The sequence below is a fragment of the Streptacidiphilus sp. EB129 genome (genome assembly GCF_041262645.1).
Lineage (GTDB): Bacteria > Actinomycetota > Actinomycetes > Streptomycetales > Streptomycetaceae > Streptacidiphilus.
The window spans coordinates 1-17,784 of the sequence record NZ_JBGCCS010000071.1; the positions used below are offsets into that span (position 1 = coordinate 1).

Here is a 17,784-nt window from a genome sequence, read left to right on the forward strand (position 1 = left end):
CCGAACGCCTCAACCGACGACCTCGGAAAACACTCGACTACGACACCCCAGCCGATAGGATCACAGCACTGTTGCGCTGACCGGTTGAGTTCACCCCCGGATTCGCCAACAGCGTCCGCTGGAGACGGGCGGGGCAACCTGTGCTCATCCGGTGACGTTGAGGGTCCAGTCCGCGTTCTGCCACGCCCCGAGTCCACCGGAGGAGTTGGCATTGACGTGCAGACACCCACCCCCGTTGCAGACGTACGCGACGCTCCCGGTGTTGTTGACGACGGCGGCGGCGTTGTCCCCGACCACCTGGTTGTAGCCCGAGCCGTTCCCCCAGTTGGTGAACCTGCAGTTGAACAGGTTGTACTCGCCGCGGGGCCAGTGCTCCGATGAGCCCCAGCCCGCCCCGGGCGAGTTGTAGTACAGACAGACCGTGCCGCCCGGGCAGGACTCGGCACCGCCCGGCCCGGCGGCATATGCCGAGCCGGTCATGCCGAGCACCGAGCAGGCCGAGGCCGCAACGGCGACCAAGCCGAGTGCGAGTTTGCGCTTCATCAATCCCCACGACTTTCACGTCTCGGGGGCTACGAAGGCAAAGAGGCCTCTTGACCTGGATGGATGCGGTAATTGACACCCACAAGCTTGGCGCCGGAGGGGAGGAGGACCCTCTCGGCCGATTCTGCTAGTCGCCCAGGCCCCTGGCCCAGAACTCGCTCGGGCCGTGGACGGCCTGGAGGTCGATCCCGACGCGGAGCGTGGTGCCGATGGCGGCCATGCCGGCCTGGACGACCTGGTTGTAGTTCATCGCGAAGTCCTCGCGCGGCAGTTCCACAGTGGCCCGGAACGCGGCCCGTGGGCCGCCCCACGGGTCGGAACCGGTGCCGAGGTAGGCCAGGTCCAGGTCAACGACCCGGGCCCTGTTTGTTTCCTGACCGCCGACGCCGGCGCGGAGGCCGACGGCCCGGCGCGCACGCCACGGGTGGGTGGCGTTGCTGCCGGGCCGTCAGTCACTCACGCGGTCTCACTTCCCGTGCAAAGCCCTGCCGCGACGTCCGCGAAGCACCAGCACGCCGCCGGCGGCGATGGCCAGCAGGCCACCGAGGGCGCTGTACGTGACAGCGTTGCTCACCCCGGTGGAAGCCAGGCTGCCGGACGTGCTGCTCGGGGTCGTCTGGCCGACGGGTGCGCCGCTCTCCGCCTGCGCACGGGTGCCGGTCGTGCCGGAGGCGGAGACAAGCGGCGTGGCGGCGGTCGGGGCGGGCGACGGCTTGTCAGCGCCAGCAGTCCCCGACGCGGGCTTCAGCTGAAGAGTCGTGATCGAGTACGGCGGCAGCGTCTGTGCGACCGCCGTGCCCCGCTTCGCCGTCGTCAGGGCGGTGCCTCCCTTGGCATACGAAACGGTCGTGACCGCCCCTGCGGCCGGGGTGAATCCGGCGTACGAGAGGGAGACCTGCGCCGCGTTCTGCGGGCTCTTGTTGATCAGCATGACGTTCAGACCGCCGTTGCTGCTCCGCACCGCGTGCACAGCAACGGACGGGTTGCCCGAGGACGACTTGACTATGGTGTCGCCAGGCTGCGCCAGTGCGGTCAGCGAGCGGATGCCCCAGTAGGTGGGGAAGGGCGTATCGCGCGGCGGCTCGCACTTCCCCCCGGCGCAGGTTCCAGCGGAGAGCATGCCCCCGTCCTGGTAGTCGGTCTGGCCGTCGACGGTGGTGGGTGCTTGGTCCGTGCCGTTGTGCAGGTTCCACCAGTCCACGTTGGCGGCGCCGTGCTCGAACCAGCTCATGTAGGTGTCCGGCGCGTACAGGGCTGCGGCCTGGCTGGTCAAGGCGGGCGAGCCGACGGCGTCGGTCTCGGTGACCGCGATCTGCACCGAAGCGGCGTGCGAGCCCGCGTAGGTGGCGATCAGCGAGCGCAGCGAGGACGTGGCACCGGCGATCCGGGAGGGGGTGTTCAGCAGGTCGGCCGTGCTGGCGCCGCCCGGGTACCAGTGCACGATGACGAAGTCGATCGAGCTTGCCGCGATGGAGAGCACCGTGTGGTTCCAATCGGCGCTGTCACCGGGAGCCTTCACCGCATCCGGCCAGCCGCCGGGGGTGGTGAGCACCGCTCCGATCTTCACGGTCGGGTCCACGGCCTTCATCGCCTTCGCGTAGGCGATCAGTTTCTTCGCGTACGCCGTCGGGCTCTTGTCGGCGTGGTTGTCGGTTTCCCAGCCCTTGCCGTTGCCGTAGTGCCCGTTGCCGTAGACCTCGTTGCCGATCTCCCAGTACTTCACGCCGTAACCTTTGTCGACGTTGGCGTACTTGACCCAGTCGGCGGCCTCCTGGGGGGTGCCGGAGCCGTAGTTCGCGGTCACGATGGGCTGGGCGCCGACCGTCTTCGCGGTGGCCATGAAGTGGTCGAAGTCGGTGTTGGGCGCGATCCAGCCGCCGCCGTTCATGGTGTGGGTCTTCCAGTGGTAGCCGTCCGCGCCGGAGCCGCCGGGAAAGCGCAGCTGCCGAACTCCCGCGCCTTTCATCAGCGATGTCACCTTGGCGGTGCCCATGTTCTCGTCGCCCACGCCCGTGTTGAGGCCGACACCACTACTGGGCACCGTGCCCAGGGAGGTACCGGCATCCACGCTGATGCCGACAGTCGGCGAGGCACTCGCGCTGAGCGCCAGGGCGCCCGCGCCGGCCCCGGCCAACAGGGCCGCCACCGCCCCTGCCAGGATGCGGCGGCGGGTGCGGCTGCGGCGGTGCGCGCGGCCCCGGGGCTGGTGCTGGGCGGGGGTTGTCGGGTCGTCAGGTGACACGTGTGGCTCCCGGTCGGAGTGCATGGATGCGGGGTGGCGGGGCGCCGCTGATCGCGGCTCGCCGTCGCCTGTTGCACCCCTGAGTTGCCGCCGGACGCGGAAAGGTTGCCGGTGCGATCAGATTTCTGGCTCATCGCTCTCTTCTGTGGGTTTCAGGTGACTTCCGGGTGGCCGCGTCCGGGGAGTGGTCGGGCGTAACCGGCCAGGCAGAGCAGGATCATGGCGCGTGGAATCTGATCGTCGATGATCAAGAAACTACGCAGGGTGCGGCGTTCTGCATGCCACGACACGAACCGACCCACACATACGAGCGAAGAGCCCAAAAAGGCCCCAGTGACCAGGAGAAATGGAGAAGTGCAACTGGAGTACCAGCTCCGAGAGGGCCGTCTCGATGAGGTCCTCCGGCTCCCAACCCCGACGCGCCCGTGCACTCCTTGCTCCGAATCGGGATCGTGTGGTCGGGGACAGCTGCAGGCCCGGATCGGTGCGGGCGGCAGCGCTCCGCCTTGAGCGACGCGTAGAAGCCGTCCGAGGCATCGCAGTAACGGGCGCCAACGGCCCGGCCGGCAGTGACCGCGGCGAGGGTCATCGGCCCGCGAAGCCGCCCCAGACCGAGACTGCGCCGTTCGGCCCCCGCGCGTCCACGCGGTAGTTGTCGCCTGCGGCGCTGCGGGTACCCGTCGTGTGGTTGAACTGGACGGCGAACACGTGCTGGCCGGGCGGCACGGTGCGTCCGGCTTTCAGGACCCACCGGTAGTCCAGCGAATTTCCGGTCTGCTGGATGGTGACGGTGAAGTCGTCGCTGGGCAGCGTCCGCCAACTGCCGGTCTGCTGCACCCGGCCGGTCAGCGCAATGCGCACCTCCACCGTGAGCGCGGTGAGCGGCCCGGCGGTCCTGAGGGCGAGGTCGTTCTGCTCCCAGTACACTGTGCTCTTGGCGTCCACCGAGCCGGCCGACCACAGCGGCCCGCTCTGGACCTGACTCGCCGCAGCCGAGGGTGAGGGTGAGCTGCTCGGGGACGCCGCCGGGGCGGCAGCCGCGCTACTGGCAGCGGTCGACGTCGTGGCCGGGTCCGCCGAAGGCGACGGCATGGTCGGCGACGGCATGGCGGTGTGGGTGGCGGTGCCCGAGGTCGGGAACGGGTGGACGATGGCGGCGACCGCGAAGCCACCGGTCGCCAGGGCGACGGCTGCAGCCAGGCCGACGAGGACAGCTCGCGGCCCCGACCTGGCGCGCGGGCGCGAGCGGTGCCGGACCGCGGGGGCGGACGTGCCTCGCTGCACGCGGGCGGCCATCCGCTCGTGGTCCGGCTGGTAGGCCTGGGCGCTCTCCCGCAGTTGACGCTTGATCTCCCGGCTCACCGGTTCCCCCTCCCAGTCGCGAAGTCCCCGACCGCTCGTGCGCCCAGTATCTCCTCCAGCTCGGCCAGCCCCTTGGAGGTCTGGCTCTTCACTGTTCCGACGGATATGCCCAGTGCCGCCGCCGTCTCCTGCTCGGACAGGTCGAGGGCATGGCGCAGCACCACGCAGGCCCGTTTGCGGAACGGCAGCCGGACCAGCGCCGCGCGGACGTCCAGCACCGCCGCTAGGTCGGGCCCCTCCACCTGTTCCGGGCTGCGGGACCAGAACAGTGCGACCCGGCGTCGCTCGCGCACGGCGCTGCGGATCCGTTCGCGTGCCATGTTGGCCACCACACCGCGCGCGTAGGCCAGGGGGTGGTCGGCTGAGCGCAGGCGGTCCCAGTGGTGCCACAGGGACACCAGGGCATCGGAGGCGAGGTCGTCCGCCGCCTCGGTCTCGCCGGTCAACAGGTGGGCGAACCGGGCGAGTTCCGCGTAGTGGCGTTCAAAGAACTCATGGAACTCCGCGGACGTGTCGGAGGAGCGCGACATCCGGCTGTCCTCTCCCAGGAGCGTTAGCGCTAACAATCAGAGCGCAGCGTAGCAAGTTCCGGCAGTGGATCCGGAGGGCGGCCCTTCGAACCGGCCAGTGCCGGGCCCCGTCTACTTCAGCGCCCATCCGCCCGCCTTGCGGTAGGCGATCGTCTTGCCGATCAGGATTCCGCCGTCGCTCTCCACCGTCGTCTGCTCCTGCTGCCCCGGGCCGAACAGCAACGCGGCGCCTACCAGGGCCAGGCTTTGGCCGAGGCGTTCGCCCGGCACGGAGTGAAGGTGCAGGGGGTACGGCGAAGCGACGGGCAGAAGGGGTTCGTGGTGCTCGCGCGAAGGTGGGTAGTGGAACGCAGTTTGGGGTGGCTGTCACGGGCCCGCCGGGTCAACCGCGACCACGAGCGCCGCCCCGACCACCGAGAGCAGATGGTGTGGTGGGCCGGCCTGCTCACACTGACCTGCCGGATGGCACGCCAGCTGCTGCACTGGCCCGAACGGCGAGCCCGCCGGCTTGAGCCGCAGATGTGAACACCCCGCCGCGCAACAGCCAGCCCCGTGCTTCGAGCGCATACGCGCGGTGCCGCACCTTCTCGACTTCGTTCATCCGTGTCGCGTCCCGACCCAGGAGACGTGTCAGCTCCTGCGCGGTCACCGGCCCAGTGGCCGCGACGACCGCTGTGAACACCTGTCGGTAGACCCCCGACATTACGTCCGCCCCAGGCCGGCCTGCCAGGTCGGCGGCCGCTGGTCGCGGTCGACGCCCCCACCCGTCCCCGTCGGCACCGCCTGCCCCACGATCACCGGAACGGGGCGCCACTGCGGCCGGTCCCGCCACAGGCACTGACGGTGAGTCATCCACCTTGTCCTGCACGGATGCCGTTCCCGGCCCGCACTCCGTGCGACGTGCGGCGACTTCGCCCTCTCGGCCAGCGCACGCAGCACCTCCTCGCGGGCAATGCGCGCGTGGTCCACACGCTGCCGGGCCGCAGCAACATGCTCCTCGGCCTCCCGCACCGCCTCCAGCCGCGACTCGAGCTCTTCCCGCGCCAGCGCCTCACGGCACTCCAGCAAAGCGATCACCGACGGCACTGCGCACCTCGCGGACGGACAGAACCAACCGTCCACTGGCTGCCCCGCCCTGGCCGCCACCACACCCAACCCTCGAGAAAGCTGCAGCTCATCGAGCTGCAGCACGGTTCACCACCACGCTCTGATTCTGCCCGTCGTTCCGCCTGTCGAAAAGAGTCCGCGCGGGTCGGCAACCTTTCCGCCCGCGGCGGCAACGGAGAGGTGCAACGCCGACTCGACCGGACGCGGGCGGCAGCCTTTCCGGGCTGCCGGACCACTGAAGGTCGTCGGATCGAGTGACACGATCGAAGGAGGGCTCTGCTATGCCCGCTCCACATCCGCGCCGCCTGTGGCGTTTCACGTTGGCCAGTGCCGTGTCGGCGACCCTGCTTGCGGTGGTTGCCGGTTGCGAGCCGTCGCATGCCGGGACTGCCGCCGCGAGCACCCCCACCAAGGCGGCGTCTGCGACGGCAGCGGTTTCGTCCACCCCATCGGGTAAAGCGAACGCCGCGGGCGGCGGGCGAACTCCGGGCAGCACACCCTCGGGCGGCAGTACGTCCGTCGGCGGCGGCTCGACGACAGGCAACTCCGTCACTTTCATGGGCAAGAGCACGGTGTCGATCGGAGGAGGGATGACTGATGCTTCCGCGGCCGCCGCACCATTCGACGTTCGGTACCAATACCTCGTCAGTCCGCCTGCACCGTCCCGCGACCTGTATACGGCCTCGAGCTGCCCGAATGGGTTGAATTGGTGGGGATGCGTGGACGGTGGGCGTGGGGGGATCATTCCCACCATGGAAGCCCGCGCTGCGCAGGCCACCTATCACGGTCGTCCTCATCCGCAGACAATGATGTGGACCTGGTTTGAACTCCCCGACCTCACCACGAATCCGACGTGGCAGGAAGAGGTGCAGGCGGTCAACCGGGTCGACCTCCTCACCCGATACCTGAACGACTACCGTTTCTTCCTCCAGAAGATCGGCACCTCGCACGACATGATCGATCTCGAACCCGATTTCTGGGGATTCGCACGTGGGATGGGCAATGTCACCAAGGTCCCGGCGCAGGTGACTGCCGCGGCTCCGCAGGACTGCGCAAATCAGGCGAACAGTGTGGCGGGTCTGGCCCACTGCCTGATCGCGATGACCCGCAAGTACGCTCCCAACGCGGCCGTTGGCCTGCACCTGACCTGCTGGGACTGGCCGGGTAACGTGGCACGCTGTGGCAGGGATTACGTGGCCCTCGGGGCAACCGGCGCGGACTTCCTGGTCGGGGAGGTAGAAGCCGCGGACGCCGGCGTCAATGCCTTGCCGGCGAATGGCGGACACAACTCGTTCTGGACCAACCAGAAGTGGGCCGCGCAGCTCGCGTATTGGAAGCAGATGGCGGACACGGTCGGCCATCCGATCGTGGCCTGGCAGATCCCGCTCGGCAACATGCGACAGAACAACACCGTGAACCACTACAAGGACGACAAGGTCGACTGGCTGTTCTCGCACATGGACCAGGTCGCGAGCGCCCATGTCGCGGGTCTGCTGTTCGGCCCGGGAACACCGGATTCGACCACGGTCGAAAGCGACGGCGGCAACCTGTTCGCGAAGACCATCGCTTACCGAAACTCGGGTGGCACGCCGCTCAAATAGCGTCAGAAGGCTGCTGCCTTCGCGGTCGGCGCGTCGTTCAGCACGATCGGCCTGGTCCTGCTCGGCGTGGTCCTGGCCGCCCGCGGGACGTCGGTGACGTCCGCCGGGCTGCTGCCGTCGATGATGTCGGGTAGCCGGAGCACATTGCTGTGCCCCGGCTACCCGACCATATGCACCCTCCGCTGTGGTCTGAGAAGCGATTCCCAAACCGAAGGTAGGGTCACGTTTTCCAGCAGAACGTCGGCACCCCGACGGCGGACCAGCTCACCCACTTCGTGGTCGACACCAGCCGTAACGGGAAGGGCGGATGGACCCCGCCGGCCGGCAAGTACGCCAACGACCAGCAGACCTGGTGCAACCCGTCCGGACGCGGCGTCGGCAACCGCCCCAGCGCCGACACCGGGACGCTCCTGGTGGACGCCTACCTGTGGATCAAGACCGTCGGCCAGTCTGACGGGCAGTGCAACCGCAACATCCCCGCCGGGACCGTGGACCCGGAGTACGGCATCGTCGACCCGTCGGCCGGCGCCTGGTGGCCCGCCCAGGCCCTGGGCCTGGTGAAGAACGCCAACCCGGCGCTGACCTTCAACACCGGTCACTGGGTCCGGGACCGCATCACCCGGTCGGCCTTCGCGCCAGGAGCTTGCCGACGGAACAGGCAGAGAGCGGTTCCTCTGCCTGTTCCGTGGCGGCTGGGCGCCATCCGGCCCCTGGTCAGCTCCAGGGGGACGCGGTGAGCCAGGAGGTGTCCTGGGCCCAGGCCGTCGTGGAGTCCCAGGCGTTGGAGCCGCCGTTTGAGGCGGCGTAGAGAGTGTAGTTGAAGTGGCGCAGGTACTTGTCGGGGTAGTTGACGGACTGGAAGGAGTAGCCCGTGCCGCTGTTGCCCGACTGCGGGCAGAAGGTGGCGTCCTGGGCGAACAGGGAGGTGTTGTCGTTGGCGTTCAGGTAGAGCTGGAAGCCCGAGTGCCGAAGGTACTGCCCCGGGTTGTTGGCGGACTCGAAGGAGACGCAGGCGCTGTTGGCCAGGCCGGCCCGCACGATCCAGGTGGCGTCGGCCTTGACCGTGGCGCTGCTGGAGGAGTCGACGGGGGAGATGACGACCTTGGCGTCGGCGTCGTCGTGGCGGATGTAGTCGCCGGTGCAGCAGGAGGTGGTGGCCTGCAGCGAGATCCGCGCGCCCGGGGTGAAGGGGGTGCTGGGGGCACCGGTGGTGTAGCCGGCCGCGGCGATGTTGGCCTGGACCGCGGCGTCGGTGGCGTCGGTGGGGTAGCCCTTGACCATCGCGCCCTCGTAGAAGGTGCCCGCGCTGTCGTTGTGGTTGGTCTGGCAGCAGTCGCCGCCGCTGCCGAGGATGATGGCGCCCTGCTTGTGCATCGGGTTGTACCCGCTGGGCAGTGAGCCGCTGTAGAGCCTGGTCAGGCTCCCGGACTGGGCGTCGGCGCCCTGCAGCGCCATCTGGGTGGTGCCGTTGTTCTTGAGCATCGCGGTGACGAAGTGGCTGGTCTCGGAGACCTGGTTGGTGTTCCAGGCCGTGCTGCCGCCGGGGAACAGGCCGTCCTCGAGGTCCGCCTGCACCCACGGCCCGGTTCCGCTGCAACCGCCGAACCAGCACGACGTGCCGAAGTTGATCGCGTCCATGGCGCCGTTGCCGTCGGCCTTGTGGTCGGTCTCGGTGTTGCCGTAGTCGAAGCAGCAGCCGTTGTTGACGTGGGTGCCGCTGGTGACCATGTACTCGCCCTCGGGCGAGCTGCCGGTCGGCACACCCGAGCCGTTGGCCCAGTAGCTGTTGCCGGGGTTGATGTAGAGCGCGTAGGCCTTCTGGCCGCCCACGGTCACTGCCTCGGTGGTCGCGGTGGCGGCCGTGTCGGCGCCGCCGGTCCCGCCCGGTCCCTGGTAGACCAGGGTGTTGCCGCTGTTGCCGGTCTGGTCGTAGACGCGGGTGATGGTGCAGGTGGTGCCCGCGCAGAACGAGTCCTGGGCGGCGGCGTTGGCGACGCCTCCGGCGGCCAGCACACCGATGTTCAGCAGGGCGCTGTCCGAGGCCCGCTGCACCTGGTAGAGCGGGCCGTTGTAGGCGGCGAACAGCGCGCGGGTGGTGCTGTGCGCCGCGACGCACGGCGTGCCGCCCGCCGCGTAGATGTCGCACGCCTGCTGGGTGGCCGCCTGCGAGGTGGTGGCGGTGCCGACCAGTACGCCGATGGCGAGGGCGAGGGCCGCTCCCGTCGCCAGCAGGGTGCGTCGAGCGTGGCGCATCCATCCCGAAATGATCACGTGCGAACTCCTTTGTCCGTCTGTGGGCGGAACCGGCGACCCCGTTTGTTAGCGCTAACAATTCATCTTGTGGAATTGCGCATGGAACGCCCAGGGATTGTGGCTGCTTGAGCAGCGCGATTGCCAACTATGGAGGCGCACACAGATTGCGTCAAGGTTTCACGCAGACCTGATTGTTAACGTGAACAATCGTCACAACGCCTCCGCCCGACTGTCGGTGATCTTGGTGCTTCCCGGTGCGCGAGCGTGAGCGGTGGGCATCTCGGGCTGTCTCGTCGACCGATTCAGCTGCCGAGGTTTCCGTTGTCGCTTCACTTTTTTTAGCGCTCGCACCGAGCCGGGATCGAGTGTCCACGCCGAGACCCGGCGGGTCAACGCTTGAACGCCCCGTTCGCAATCCGGAGAAGGAGGCCGCCGCGGGCCGACTTGTCTCTGCTGCTGGAGGTGGGGGCCGTCGTGGAGATCCTCTTGAAGTTAGCCGGTTCGACTTCTTGACGCCCCGTCCGGAGTGGGTCAATAGTGAGGGCTCAATCCGAACGGCCGAGGGACAGTTGACTCGGCCCGCGAATTGTTAGCGCTAACATTTGCTCCGCGCTCCTGTATCAATGAACAAGGGAGTTCATGATGCCTGCCCTGCATCTGTTTCGCCGACTGCGCCGAGGGCTGGTCGTCCCCCTGGCCGCAGTGCTGCTCGCCTTCACAGGCCCCATCTCCTTCAGTGGCATCTCGCACGCCGCCTCCCAGGGGCCCTGCGACATCTACGCCGCGGGCGGCACCCCGTGCGTGGCCGCGCACTCCACCACCCGCGCGCTGTACGCCGCGTACAACGGCCCGCTGTACCAGGTGCGGCGCGCCTCGGACAACGCCACCGCGAACATCGGCCTGCTCTCCGCCGGCGGCTACGCCAACGCCGCCGCCCAGGACTCCTTCTGCGCCGGCACGTCCTGTGTGATCACCGTGATCTACGACCAGTCAGGAAAGGGCAACAACCTCACTCAGGCGCTCATGGGCTACTGGCCCGGCCCGGCGGCCGGAGGCAACGACAACCTCGCCAACGCCACCGCCGCCCCGGTCACCGTCGGCGGCCACGCGGCGTACGGCGTCTACGTGGCCCCCGGCACCGGCTACCGGAACAACAACACCTCCGGCATCGCCACCGGCGACGCGGCCGAGGGCATGTACGCGGTCCTGGACGGCACCCACTACAACGGCGGCTGCTGCTTCGACTACGGCAACGCCGAGACCGACAGCACCGACGACGGCAACGGCACCATGGAGGCCATCTACTTCGGCAACAGCAAGGGCTGGGGCTACGGCGCCGGCAACGGCCCGTGGGTCATGGCCGACCTGGAGAACGGCCTGTTCTCCGGCGTCAACGCCGGCTACAACGCCAACGACCCCACCGTGAACAACCGCTTCCTGACCGCCGCCGTCAAGGGCGGCCCGAACCAGTGGGCCATCCGCTCCGGCAACGCCCAGTCCGGCGCGCTGTCCACCTCCTACAGCGGCGTGCGCCCCAACGTCTCGGGCTACAACCCGATGAAGAAGCAGGGCGCGATCATCCTCGGCATCGGCGGTGACAACAGCAACAGCTCCGCCGGTACCTTCTACGAAGGGGTCATGACCTCCGGCTACCCGAGCGACGCCACCGAGAACTCGGTGCAGGCCAACATCACCGCCGCCGGTTACGCCGACTCCTCCTCGGGCACCGGCTCGATCGCCCCCGGCTCGCGGATCTCGCTGCAGGCCACCACCTCCTGCTGCACCGGCGACTACATCCGCCACGACGACGCCGACGCCAAGGTCGTCATCTCCCCCGTCGACTCCTCCAGCAGCGCCACGGTCAAGGCCGACGCCACCTGGATCGTGCGGGCCGGCCTGGCCAACAGCGCCTGCGTCTCCTTCGAGTCCGCCAACAACCCGGGGCAGTACCTTCGGCACTCGGGCTTCCAGCTCTACCTGAACGCCAACGACAACACCTCCCTGTTCGCCCAGGACGCCACCTTCTGCCCGCAGTCGGGCAACAGCGGCACGGGCTACTCCTTCCAGTCCGTCAACTACCCCGACAAGTACCTGCGCCACTTCAACTACACTCTCTACGCCGCCTCCGACGGCGGCTCCAACGCCTGGGACAGCGCCACCTTCTGGACCGACGACACCAGCTGGCTCGTCGCCCAGTCCTGGGGCTGACCCTCACCCCCACCCCACCGCCGGGCCGCACGGAGAAACCCTCCGTGCGGCCCGGCGCCGACGGCCGGAGCGTGGTCACCGGGGCACCAGCCTCAAGTCTGTCGACGGAGGGGCAGGACCTGCCTGGCGCTCCCAGGCAGGTCCCGAACGACTCAGGAGCGGTTGCGGCGGTCGGGGTGGTCGGCCGCGTGGCAGGGTGGGGCGCCGTCGGCTGCGAGGCGGAGTCGCTGCACGATCTGGTCGACGAGTCGGCAGAACTGGTCGGCTTCCTCGGGTGTCGTGGGCCCGCTCACCTGCGTGCTGAGGGTCCGTCGGATGCCCTGCACGCGCTGCAGCACATCTCCCAGAACGTCCACAGCCCGGGGCGGCACGGAGGCGACCGGTGGCGTTGTCGGGCAGTCGCCTCCGCTGCGACGTCGAGCGAGGCTGTTACCGTTCCGTGATTATCTGCAGAATTTTGCAGGTTCGGCACGGTGGGACTCCCGGCACGAAGCACAGCAGGAAACCCTTGAATCCCCCTGAGACTGAACGGATGCGACGAGCACCCTGCGGTGCCGTCGAACTCATCATCAGCGCCTGCGCCGCAGCCCACAACTAGCCGGGACCAACCCCGTACGTTTCCGTACACCCCGTACAGGCACCGGTTTCGGCTGTGAGGGCAGGCCGGCCGTAGAAGGTGTCGGCGGCCGTGGCAAAGTGGCTCTCATCCACTTTCTGTGGAGCGGTGACGGGGCGTCACTGGCTGGTGGGAGGATGGGTGGCTCGACGCCACCACCGGGCGCCGCCCATATGACCGTGCCCCGTACCGCGATGCGGCACAGCAGGACGCGGTCGCCCTCGTCGAGGACGACCGCACGCACTGAGTGACGCAGGTTCACCGAAGCCATCCGCGCATGCTATCCGTCACTGACCTGCACGATCCCCTGGAGTGGATCATCTAGTAGTGCCAGTGCGGCTGGCTGTCGCCGTTCTCGTACCCGCAGGTGATCGACCGGCCGGCCTGATCTGTCGTGGTCGCACCCGCGTCCGACTTTCGGCAGAACTCGCCGGCCTTGTAGCAGGTGCCCTCGTTCGACTTGATGCTGCACACACCACCATTCGCACCGCCCCCACCAGCACCGCCGCCACTGGTCACGGTCGGCGCGACCCGGGGGCTGGGGACAGGCTGGGGGGTTGGCCGGGATACGCGGCGCAGCGGTGGACGCGGGCGCCGGGGGCGCCGGGGGTGGTGCCGTGCTGCTCGGCGGTGCTGAAGGCGGGATGTACCTCGACGGCGTCACTGACGGTGTGCTGCTTGGCGCCGCGGTGGTCGGTAGCGGGGGCACGCTGCTCGGCGGTGCTGAAGAGGGGATGAGCGTCGGCGGCGTCACTGACGGCGTGCTGCTGGTGCTCGGCGTGCGCGGCGGTGTGGTGGAACCGCAGGCGGTGAGGGTGAGCGCGGTGGTGACAGCGATCAGCACGGCGGCCGGTCGGTAGGTCTTCACTCCCGCACCGTAGGACCGGACCGCACGCGGGCAGGGCCATTGGTCCGCCGGTGGGCGTGCTGCCACGGGTACTCCGAATCACGCCCGGCGGGGTCATGCTGGTAGCAGGGATCCCGGGAGTCTGGAGGCGGTGGTCATGGGTGTGCTCTGGCGGCTGTTCGCCCCGAAGCCGCTGAAGAAGGCCCGCCGGTCCGCGCGGAAGGCCACGCACCCGGTCAGGACACTGACGCCGCGCCCGGTCAAGCAGGTCCGGCGCGCAGGGTTCCACGCGACGCACCCGTGGGAGGCTGTCGAGCACGGGACGGAGAACCGGATTGTCCATGCCCTGCGGGGTGGACGTGGACCTGCGGGGCACGGCTCGCCTGTCGTGGCGGCAGACGGGGCGACCTCGGCACAGGTGCGGGCATGGGCCCGGCGCAGCGGCTGCCAGGTCGCCGACAAGGGCCGACTGCCCGGGTATGTGGTCGACGCCTACAACCGCAGCCGCTGAGCGGATCGGCCCCGCTGAGCGGATCGGCCCGCTGCGCCGACGGGCATCGGGCGAAGGCTCGCCATGCCGCCGGGCCAGGCAGGGCCCGCGTTCGCGCGGCGCGTACCACGATGCGCGGGGGCAGTGGTCCGCGCGCGGACACAGGCCAGCGCGGGGTTGCGCGGCTCGCCGGGGCAGTAGCCGGTCGTCCCGAGCTACTCCCAGGTATCGGCGTCCCCGCCGCGCCACAGGACCGGCGCCTCGGGCGGCACGCCGTGCTCCCGCAGCAGCCGGTCCACGTCGTCCCACGATTCGGCGATGCCGACGTCTTGGCTGCCGACCTGCACGGGGCGCCCGGGGCCCTGCGGCCCGGACTCCATCGGGAACACGACGACGCGCGGCGCACTGCGGTGGTTCATGGGATCCACAGTGCGTCCGGACACCGCGGCGCGCACGGCGGGCGCCGGGGGCCTCGGAGCGTCAGCCCCCGGGCAGTGCCTGTGACTTGGCGTAACCGGCAAGCCCGGGGGTCGGTGGGGCCCGGCTGCGGATCGGGCGGCCTCCTGTGCTTTCGCCGGGGGCGCTGCTAGCCTCCCCCTGCCATCTGTTCGAGCAGGTGTTCGTTTTCCGGTTAGAGTGGATCGGAGACGAGAACAGCAGGTCGGCGAGGGGAGCGCGGCGCGTACGAAGGAGGTGTTGCGGCATGGGCTTCACCCATCTGCATGTCGCCTCCGGGTACTCCGCCCGCTACGGCGCCTCCCTGCCCGCGGCGCTCGTGCAGCGCGCGGCCGACCAGGGGATGGGGTCACTGGCGCTCACGGACCGTGACACCGTGGCGGGTGCCGTCCGGTTCGCGCAGGCGTGCTCCGCTACCGGAGTGCGCCCGCTGCTCGGTGCGGACCTCGCTGTCGCTGCGCTGACCGCCCCCGCGGCCCTGCCCCGGCGCCGTACCCCGGTACGCGGTGGTGCACATGTGGTCGAGCCGCCGTTGCGGATCACCGTGCTGGCGTGCACCGCGTCCGGCTGGGCCCGGCTGTGCCGCCTGGTCTCCGACGCCCACGCCGACACCGACGGGCGCTTTCCGATCGTCTCCTGGGCGTCCCTGCAGACCCACGCCGACCAGGACCTGGTGGTGCTGCTCGGGCCGACCTCGGAGCCGGTACGCGCCCTGTCCGCCGGCCGCCCCGACCTGGCCGAGCAGCTGCTCGCACCATGGCACCAGCTGCTCGGGCACGGCCTGCGACTGGAGGCGGTCGCCCTGGGCCGTACCGGCACCGGACCCGGCTCCCTGCGCCTGGCCGCACGAACCCTGACCCTGGCAGACCAGCTCGGGGTGCCGGTGGTGCTGACCAACGCCGCGCGCTACGCCGACCCCGGCCAGCACCGGATCGCCGACGTCCTGGACGCCGCCCGGCTGCTGCGCCCCATCGACCGCCGCCACCTGGACGGCGGGCAGCGCTGGCTCAAGGACGCCACCGCCATGACCGAGATCGCCGCCCGGATCGCCGCGGCCGCCGGGGCGGGCACGGAGCGTGCCGCACGACTGCTGGCCGACACCGAGGACACCGCCGCATCCTGCACCCTCACCCCGGCCGACCTCGGGCTGGGCCGGGCCCACTTCCCGGAACCGTCCGTCGTCGGCGCCGGACCGGACACCGGTGACGCAGCCCGGGCTGCGCCAGCGGTGCGAGGCCGGGATGGCCGCCCGCGGCCTGGACCGCGACCAGAGCGCGGTCCGCCAGCTCGACTACGAGCTCGACGTCATCGCCCGCCTCGGCTACGAGGGCTACTTCCTGGCCGTCGCGCAGGTCGTCGCCGACACCCGGGACCTGGGCATCCGGGTCGCCGCCCGCGGCTCCGGCGCTGGATCGATGGTCGACCACGCCCTGTTCATCGCCACCGCCAACCCTCTGGAACACCGACTGCTGTTCGAGCGATTCCTATCCGAGCGGCGCACCTCGCTGCCCGACATCGACCTGGACGTGGAGTCCGAGCGCCGCCTGGAGGTCTACGACGCGATCATCAAACGCTTCGGCAAGGAGCGCACCGCGGTCACCGGGATGCCGGAGACCTACCGGGCCCGCCACGCCCTGCGCGACACCGGCCTCGCCCTGGGCATCGCCCCCCACACCGTCGACGAGATCGCCAAGTCCTTCCCCCACCTGCGCGCCCGCGACATCCGCGCCGCCCTGGCCGAACTGCCCGAGCTACAGCGACTGCGCGAGCGCGCCGACCAGTTCGGGCCACTGTTCGAACTGGCCGAGGGCCTGGACGCCCTGCCCCGCGGCTATGCCATGCACCCCTGCGGAGTGATCATCTCCAACGCGTCGTTGCTGGACCGGCTACCGGTGCAGCCCACCCCGGCCGGCTACCCGATGGTCCAGGCCGACAAGGAGGACATCGAGCTTGGCGGCGGCTTCGGCTTCGGTCTGCTGAAGCTGGACGTGCTCGGGGTGCGGATGCAGTCGGCGATGGCCCATGCCGTCACCGAGATCCGTCGCACCACCGGGCGTCAGCTGGACCTGGACAACCCCGACCACGTCCCCCTGGACGACCCCGACACCTTCGCGATGATCCGGCAGGCGGACACGGTCGGCTGTTTCCAGATCGAGTCGCCCGGTCAGCAGGACCTGGTCAGCCGGCTGCAGCCGCGCCACCTGCAGGACGTCATCGCCGACATCAGCCTGTTCCGCCCGGGCCCGGTCAAGGGCGGCATGCCCGCGAGGTTCATCGCCGCCCGCCACGGCGGCACCCAGCACTACCCCCACCCCGACCTGGTCCCGATCCTGGACGACACCTACGGCGTCGTCATCTGGCACGAGCAGATCATCCAGATCTTCGCCTTGATGACCGGCTGCGATCGGGCGTTCGGCGACGTCGCCCGCCGCGCCCTGGCCGACCCCGACCGCCTGCCCAAGGTCGAAGGGTGGTTCCGGCAGGGCGCAGCCGCCCGCGGCTACACCGCGACCGTGGTGGACGAGGTGTGGGGCATCGTCAAGGAGTTCGGGGCGTACGGGTTCTGCCGGGCGCACGCGGTGGCGTTCGCGGTGCCCGCGGTCCAGTCCGCGTGGCTCAAGCGCCACCACCCGGCGGCGCTGTACGCCGGTCTGCTGGAGCACGATCCGGGGATGTGGCCACGGCGGGTGATCGTCGCCGACGCCCGCCGCCACAACGTGGCGATCCTGCCCGTGGACGTCAACGCGAGCCGGCCGCAGTACAGCGTGGAGCGGACCGACGCCGGCTGGGGCGTGCGCCTGGCCCTGTCGGCGGTCAAGGGCGCCTGCGACGATGAGGTGCAGCGCCTGGCGGCGGGCCAGCCCTACGCCGGGCTGCAGGACCTGTGGCAGCGCGCCCGCCCGTCCCTGCCGCTGGCCCAGCGCCTGATCAGCATCGGCGCACTCGGGCCGCTCGCCGGCCAGGCGTCGCGGCGCGACCTGCTGCTGCAGGCCACCGAGCTGCACCGGCACTCGCGCAACCGCGCCGCGGCGAAAGGCCAGCTGCCGCTGGGCGGGGAGCTGGTGACCGCCGGGCCCAGCGGGCTGCCGGAGATGACCAGCCGCGACCGGCTGTCCGCGGAACTGGAGACGCTGTCCATCGACGTCAGCCAGCACCTGATGGAGCACCACCACCGGCTCCTGCGCGAGGTCGGCGCGACCGACGCCGCCCACCTCCAGGCCATGAACCCCGGCCACCGCGTCCTGGTCGCAGGCGTCCGCGCCTCCACCCAGACCCCGCCCATCCCCTCCGGGAAACGGATCATCTTCGTCACCCTCGAAGACGGCTCCGGCCTGGTCGACCTGGTGTTCTTCGAGGACACCCACCACGCGGTCGCGCACACGGTTTTCCACTGCGGGCTGCTGCTGGTCCGCGGCTCGGTGGAGGCCCGTGGCCCGCGCCGCACCGTCGTGGGCGAGATGGTGTGGGACCTGGAGGAACTCGCCGCGGTGCGCCGCGACCACGGCCCCCAGGCCGCCCTGGACCTCCT

At 70.0% G+C, this 17,784-nt stretch carries 16 protein-coding genes and 3 pseudogenes; 7 read left to right on the plus strand and 12 right to left on the minus strand.

What is annotated here, in order from left to right; genetic code table 11:
- Positions 1-144: 144 nt before the first annotated feature.
- The 6 genes and pseudogenes from ABH925_RS36535 to ABH925_RS36560 all read right to left on the minus strand — a co-directional run bounded on the left by ABH925_RS36535 (position 145) and on the right by ABH925_RS36560 (position 4,947).
- Positions 145-543 carry a hypothetical protein gene (locus tag ABH925_RS36535; protein ID WP_370155728.1) on the minus strand — a complete coding sequence of 133 codons (399 nt, stop codon included), beginning with the start codon at positions 541-543 and terminating at the stop codon, positions 145-147.
- 127 nt (positions 544-670) lie between these two features.
- Positions 671-901: pseudogene (locus ABH925_RS36540) on the minus strand (hypothetical protein); the annotation flags it as partial.
- A 108-nt stretch (positions 902-1,009) separates the two neighbouring features.
- Entirely contained in the window at positions 1,010-2,785 is a 1,776-nt protein-coding gene (locus tag ABH925_RS36545) for an LPXTG cell wall anchor domain-containing protein (protein ID WP_370155729.1), read from the minus strand.
- A 585-nt stretch (positions 2,786-3,370) separates the two neighbouring features.
- Positions 3,371-4,147, minus strand: a complete 777-nt coding sequence (locus ABH925_RS36550) for a hypothetical protein (RefSeq protein WP_370155730.1) — start codon at positions 4,145-4,147, stop codon at positions 3,371-3,373.
- Positions 4,144-4,677 (minus strand): SigE family RNA polymerase sigma factor, encoded by a 534-nt coding sequence (locus tag ABH925_RS36555; RefSeq protein ID WP_370155732.1) that lies wholly within the window; start codon positions 4,675-4,677, stop codon positions 4,144-4,146. Before ABH925_RS36555 ends, ABH925_RS36550 begins: the two co-directional genes overlap by 4 nt.
- A 111-nt stretch (positions 4,678-4,788) precedes the next feature.
- Complete coding sequence (locus ABH925_RS36560; RefSeq protein WP_370155733.1) at positions 4,789-4,947, minus strand: hypothetical protein; 159 nt, start codon at positions 4,945-4,947, stop codon at positions 4,789-4,791.
- A 9-nt stretch (positions 4,948-4,956) separates the two neighbouring features.
- On the opposite strand from ABH925_RS36560, the gene ABH925_RS36565 reads away from it, so the two are divergent.
- The gene (locus ABH925_RS36565; protein ID WP_370155734.1) at positions 4,957-5,202 is read left to right on the plus strand and encodes a transposase; all 246 of its coding nucleotides are present in this window, start codon (positions 4,957-4,959) and stop codon (positions 5,200-5,202) included.
- Positions 5,203-5,379: 177 nt separating this feature from the next.
- Here ABH925_RS36565 and ABH925_RS36570 read toward each other — a convergent pair whose 3' ends face one another.
- The gene (locus ABH925_RS36570) at positions 5,380-5,868 is read right to left on the minus strand and encodes a hypothetical protein (protein WP_370155735.1); all 489 of its coding nucleotides are present in this window, start codon (positions 5,866-5,868) and stop codon (positions 5,380-5,382) included.
- 197 nt (positions 5,869-6,065) lie between these two features.
- Between ABH925_RS36570 and ABH925_RS36575 the strand changes: the two genes are divergently transcribed.
- Positions 6,066-7,385 (plus strand): hypothetical protein, encoded by a 1,320-nt coding sequence (locus ABH925_RS36575; RefSeq protein ID WP_370155737.1) that lies wholly within the window; start codon positions 6,066-6,068, stop codon positions 7,383-7,385.
- Positions 7,386-7,387: 2 nt separating this feature from the next.
- Here the strand turns inward: ABH925_RS36575 and ABH925_RS36580 are convergent, their stop codons facing one another.
- Entirely contained in the window at positions 7,388-7,528 is a 141-nt protein-coding gene (locus ABH925_RS36580) for a hypothetical protein (protein ID WP_370155738.1), read from the minus strand.
- Positions 7,529-7,612: 84 nt separating this feature from the next.
- On the opposite strand from ABH925_RS36580, the pseudogene ABH925_RS36585 reads away from it, so the two are divergent.
- Positions 7,613-7,975, plus strand: a pseudogene (locus tag ABH925_RS36585) (glycoside hydrolase family 6 protein); the annotation flags it as partial.
- A gap of 124 nt (positions 7,976-8,099) precedes the next feature.
- Here the strand turns inward: ABH925_RS36585 and ABH925_RS36590 are convergent.
- Positions 8,100-9,656: an alpha-L-arabinofuranosidase B gene (locus ABH925_RS36590; protein WP_370155739.1), complete on the minus strand. Its 1,557-nt coding sequence runs from the start codon at positions 9,654-9,656 to the stop codon at positions 8,100-8,102.
- Between the two features lie 624 nt (positions 9,657-10,280).
- Here ABH925_RS36590 and ABH925_RS36595 point away from each other — a divergent pair.
- Entirely contained in the window at positions 10,281-11,846 is a 1,566-nt protein-coding gene (locus ABH925_RS36595) for an alpha-L-arabinofuranosidase B (protein ID WP_370155740.1), read from the plus strand.
- A 152-nt stretch (positions 11,847-11,998) separates the two neighbouring features.
- Here the strand turns inward: ABH925_RS36595 and ABH925_RS36600 are convergent, their stop codons facing one another.
- Together ABH925_RS36600 and ABH925_RS36605 are read right to left on the minus strand one after the other, a co-directional pair.
- A complete protein-coding gene (locus ABH925_RS36600; protein WP_370155741.1) occupies positions 11,999-12,139 on the minus strand; it encodes a hypothetical protein in 141 nt (46 codons plus the stop codon).
- Positions 12,140-12,783: 644 nt separating this feature from the next.
- Complete coding sequence (locus ABH925_RS36605) at positions 12,784-12,936, minus strand: hypothetical protein (protein WP_370155742.1); 153 nt, start codon at positions 12,934-12,936, stop codon at positions 12,784-12,786.
- A 143-nt stretch (positions 12,937-13,079) separates the two neighbouring features.
- Between ABH925_RS36605 and ABH925_RS36610 the strand changes: the two genes are divergently transcribed.
- Both ABH925_RS36610 and ABH925_RS36615 read left to right on the plus strand, forming a co-directional pair.
- Positions 13,080-13,322 (plus strand): hypothetical protein, encoded by a 243-nt coding sequence (locus ABH925_RS36610; protein ID WP_370155743.1) that lies wholly within the window; start codon positions 13,080-13,082, stop codon positions 13,320-13,322.
- Positions 13,323-13,466: 144 nt separating this feature from the next.
- A complete protein-coding gene (locus ABH925_RS36615; RefSeq protein WP_370155745.1) occupies positions 13,467-13,820 on the plus strand; it encodes a histone-like nucleoid-structuring protein Lsr2 in 354 nt (117 codons plus the stop codon).
- 194 nt (positions 13,821-14,014) lie between these two features.
- Here the strand turns inward: ABH925_RS36615 and ABH925_RS36620 are convergent, their stop codons facing one another.
- Complete coding sequence (locus ABH925_RS36620; protein WP_370155747.1) at positions 14,015-14,218, minus strand: hypothetical protein; 204 nt, start codon at positions 14,216-14,218, stop codon at positions 14,015-14,017.
- Between the two features lie 284 nt (positions 14,219-14,502).
- Between ABH925_RS36620 and ABH925_RS36625 the strand changes: the two are divergent.
- Positions 14,503-17,784 (plus strand): annotated as a pseudogene (locus tag ABH925_RS36625) (DNA polymerase III subunit alpha); the annotation flags it as partial.

Excerpts from the sequence above, each read along its gene's own strand:
- ABH925_RS36555 (WP_370155732.1), bottom strand. The coding sequence starts at position 4,677 with ATGTCGCGCTCCTCCGACACGTCCGCGGAGTTCCATGAGTTCTTTGAA.
- ABH925_RS36615 (WP_370155745.1), top strand. The coding sequence starts at position 13,467 with ATGGGTGTGCTCTGGCGGCTGTTCGCCCCGAAGCCGCTGAAGAAGGCC.
- ABH925_RS36620 (WP_370155747.1), bottom strand. The coding sequence starts at position 14,218 with ATGAACCACCGCAGTGCGCCGCGCGTCGTCGTGTTCCCGATGGAGTCC.
- ABH925_RS36575 (WP_370155737.1), top strand. The coding sequence starts at position 6,066 with ATGCCCGCTCCACATCCGCGCCGCCTGTGGCGTTTCACGTTGGCCAGT.
- ABH925_RS36535 (WP_370155728.1), bottom strand. The coding sequence starts at position 543 with ATGAAGCGCAAACTCGCACTCGGCTTGGTCGCCGTTGCGGCCTCGGCC.
- ABH925_RS36595 (WP_370155740.1), top strand. The coding sequence starts at position 10,281 with ATGCCTGCCCTGCATCTGTTTCGCCGACTGCGCCGAGGGCTGGTCGTC.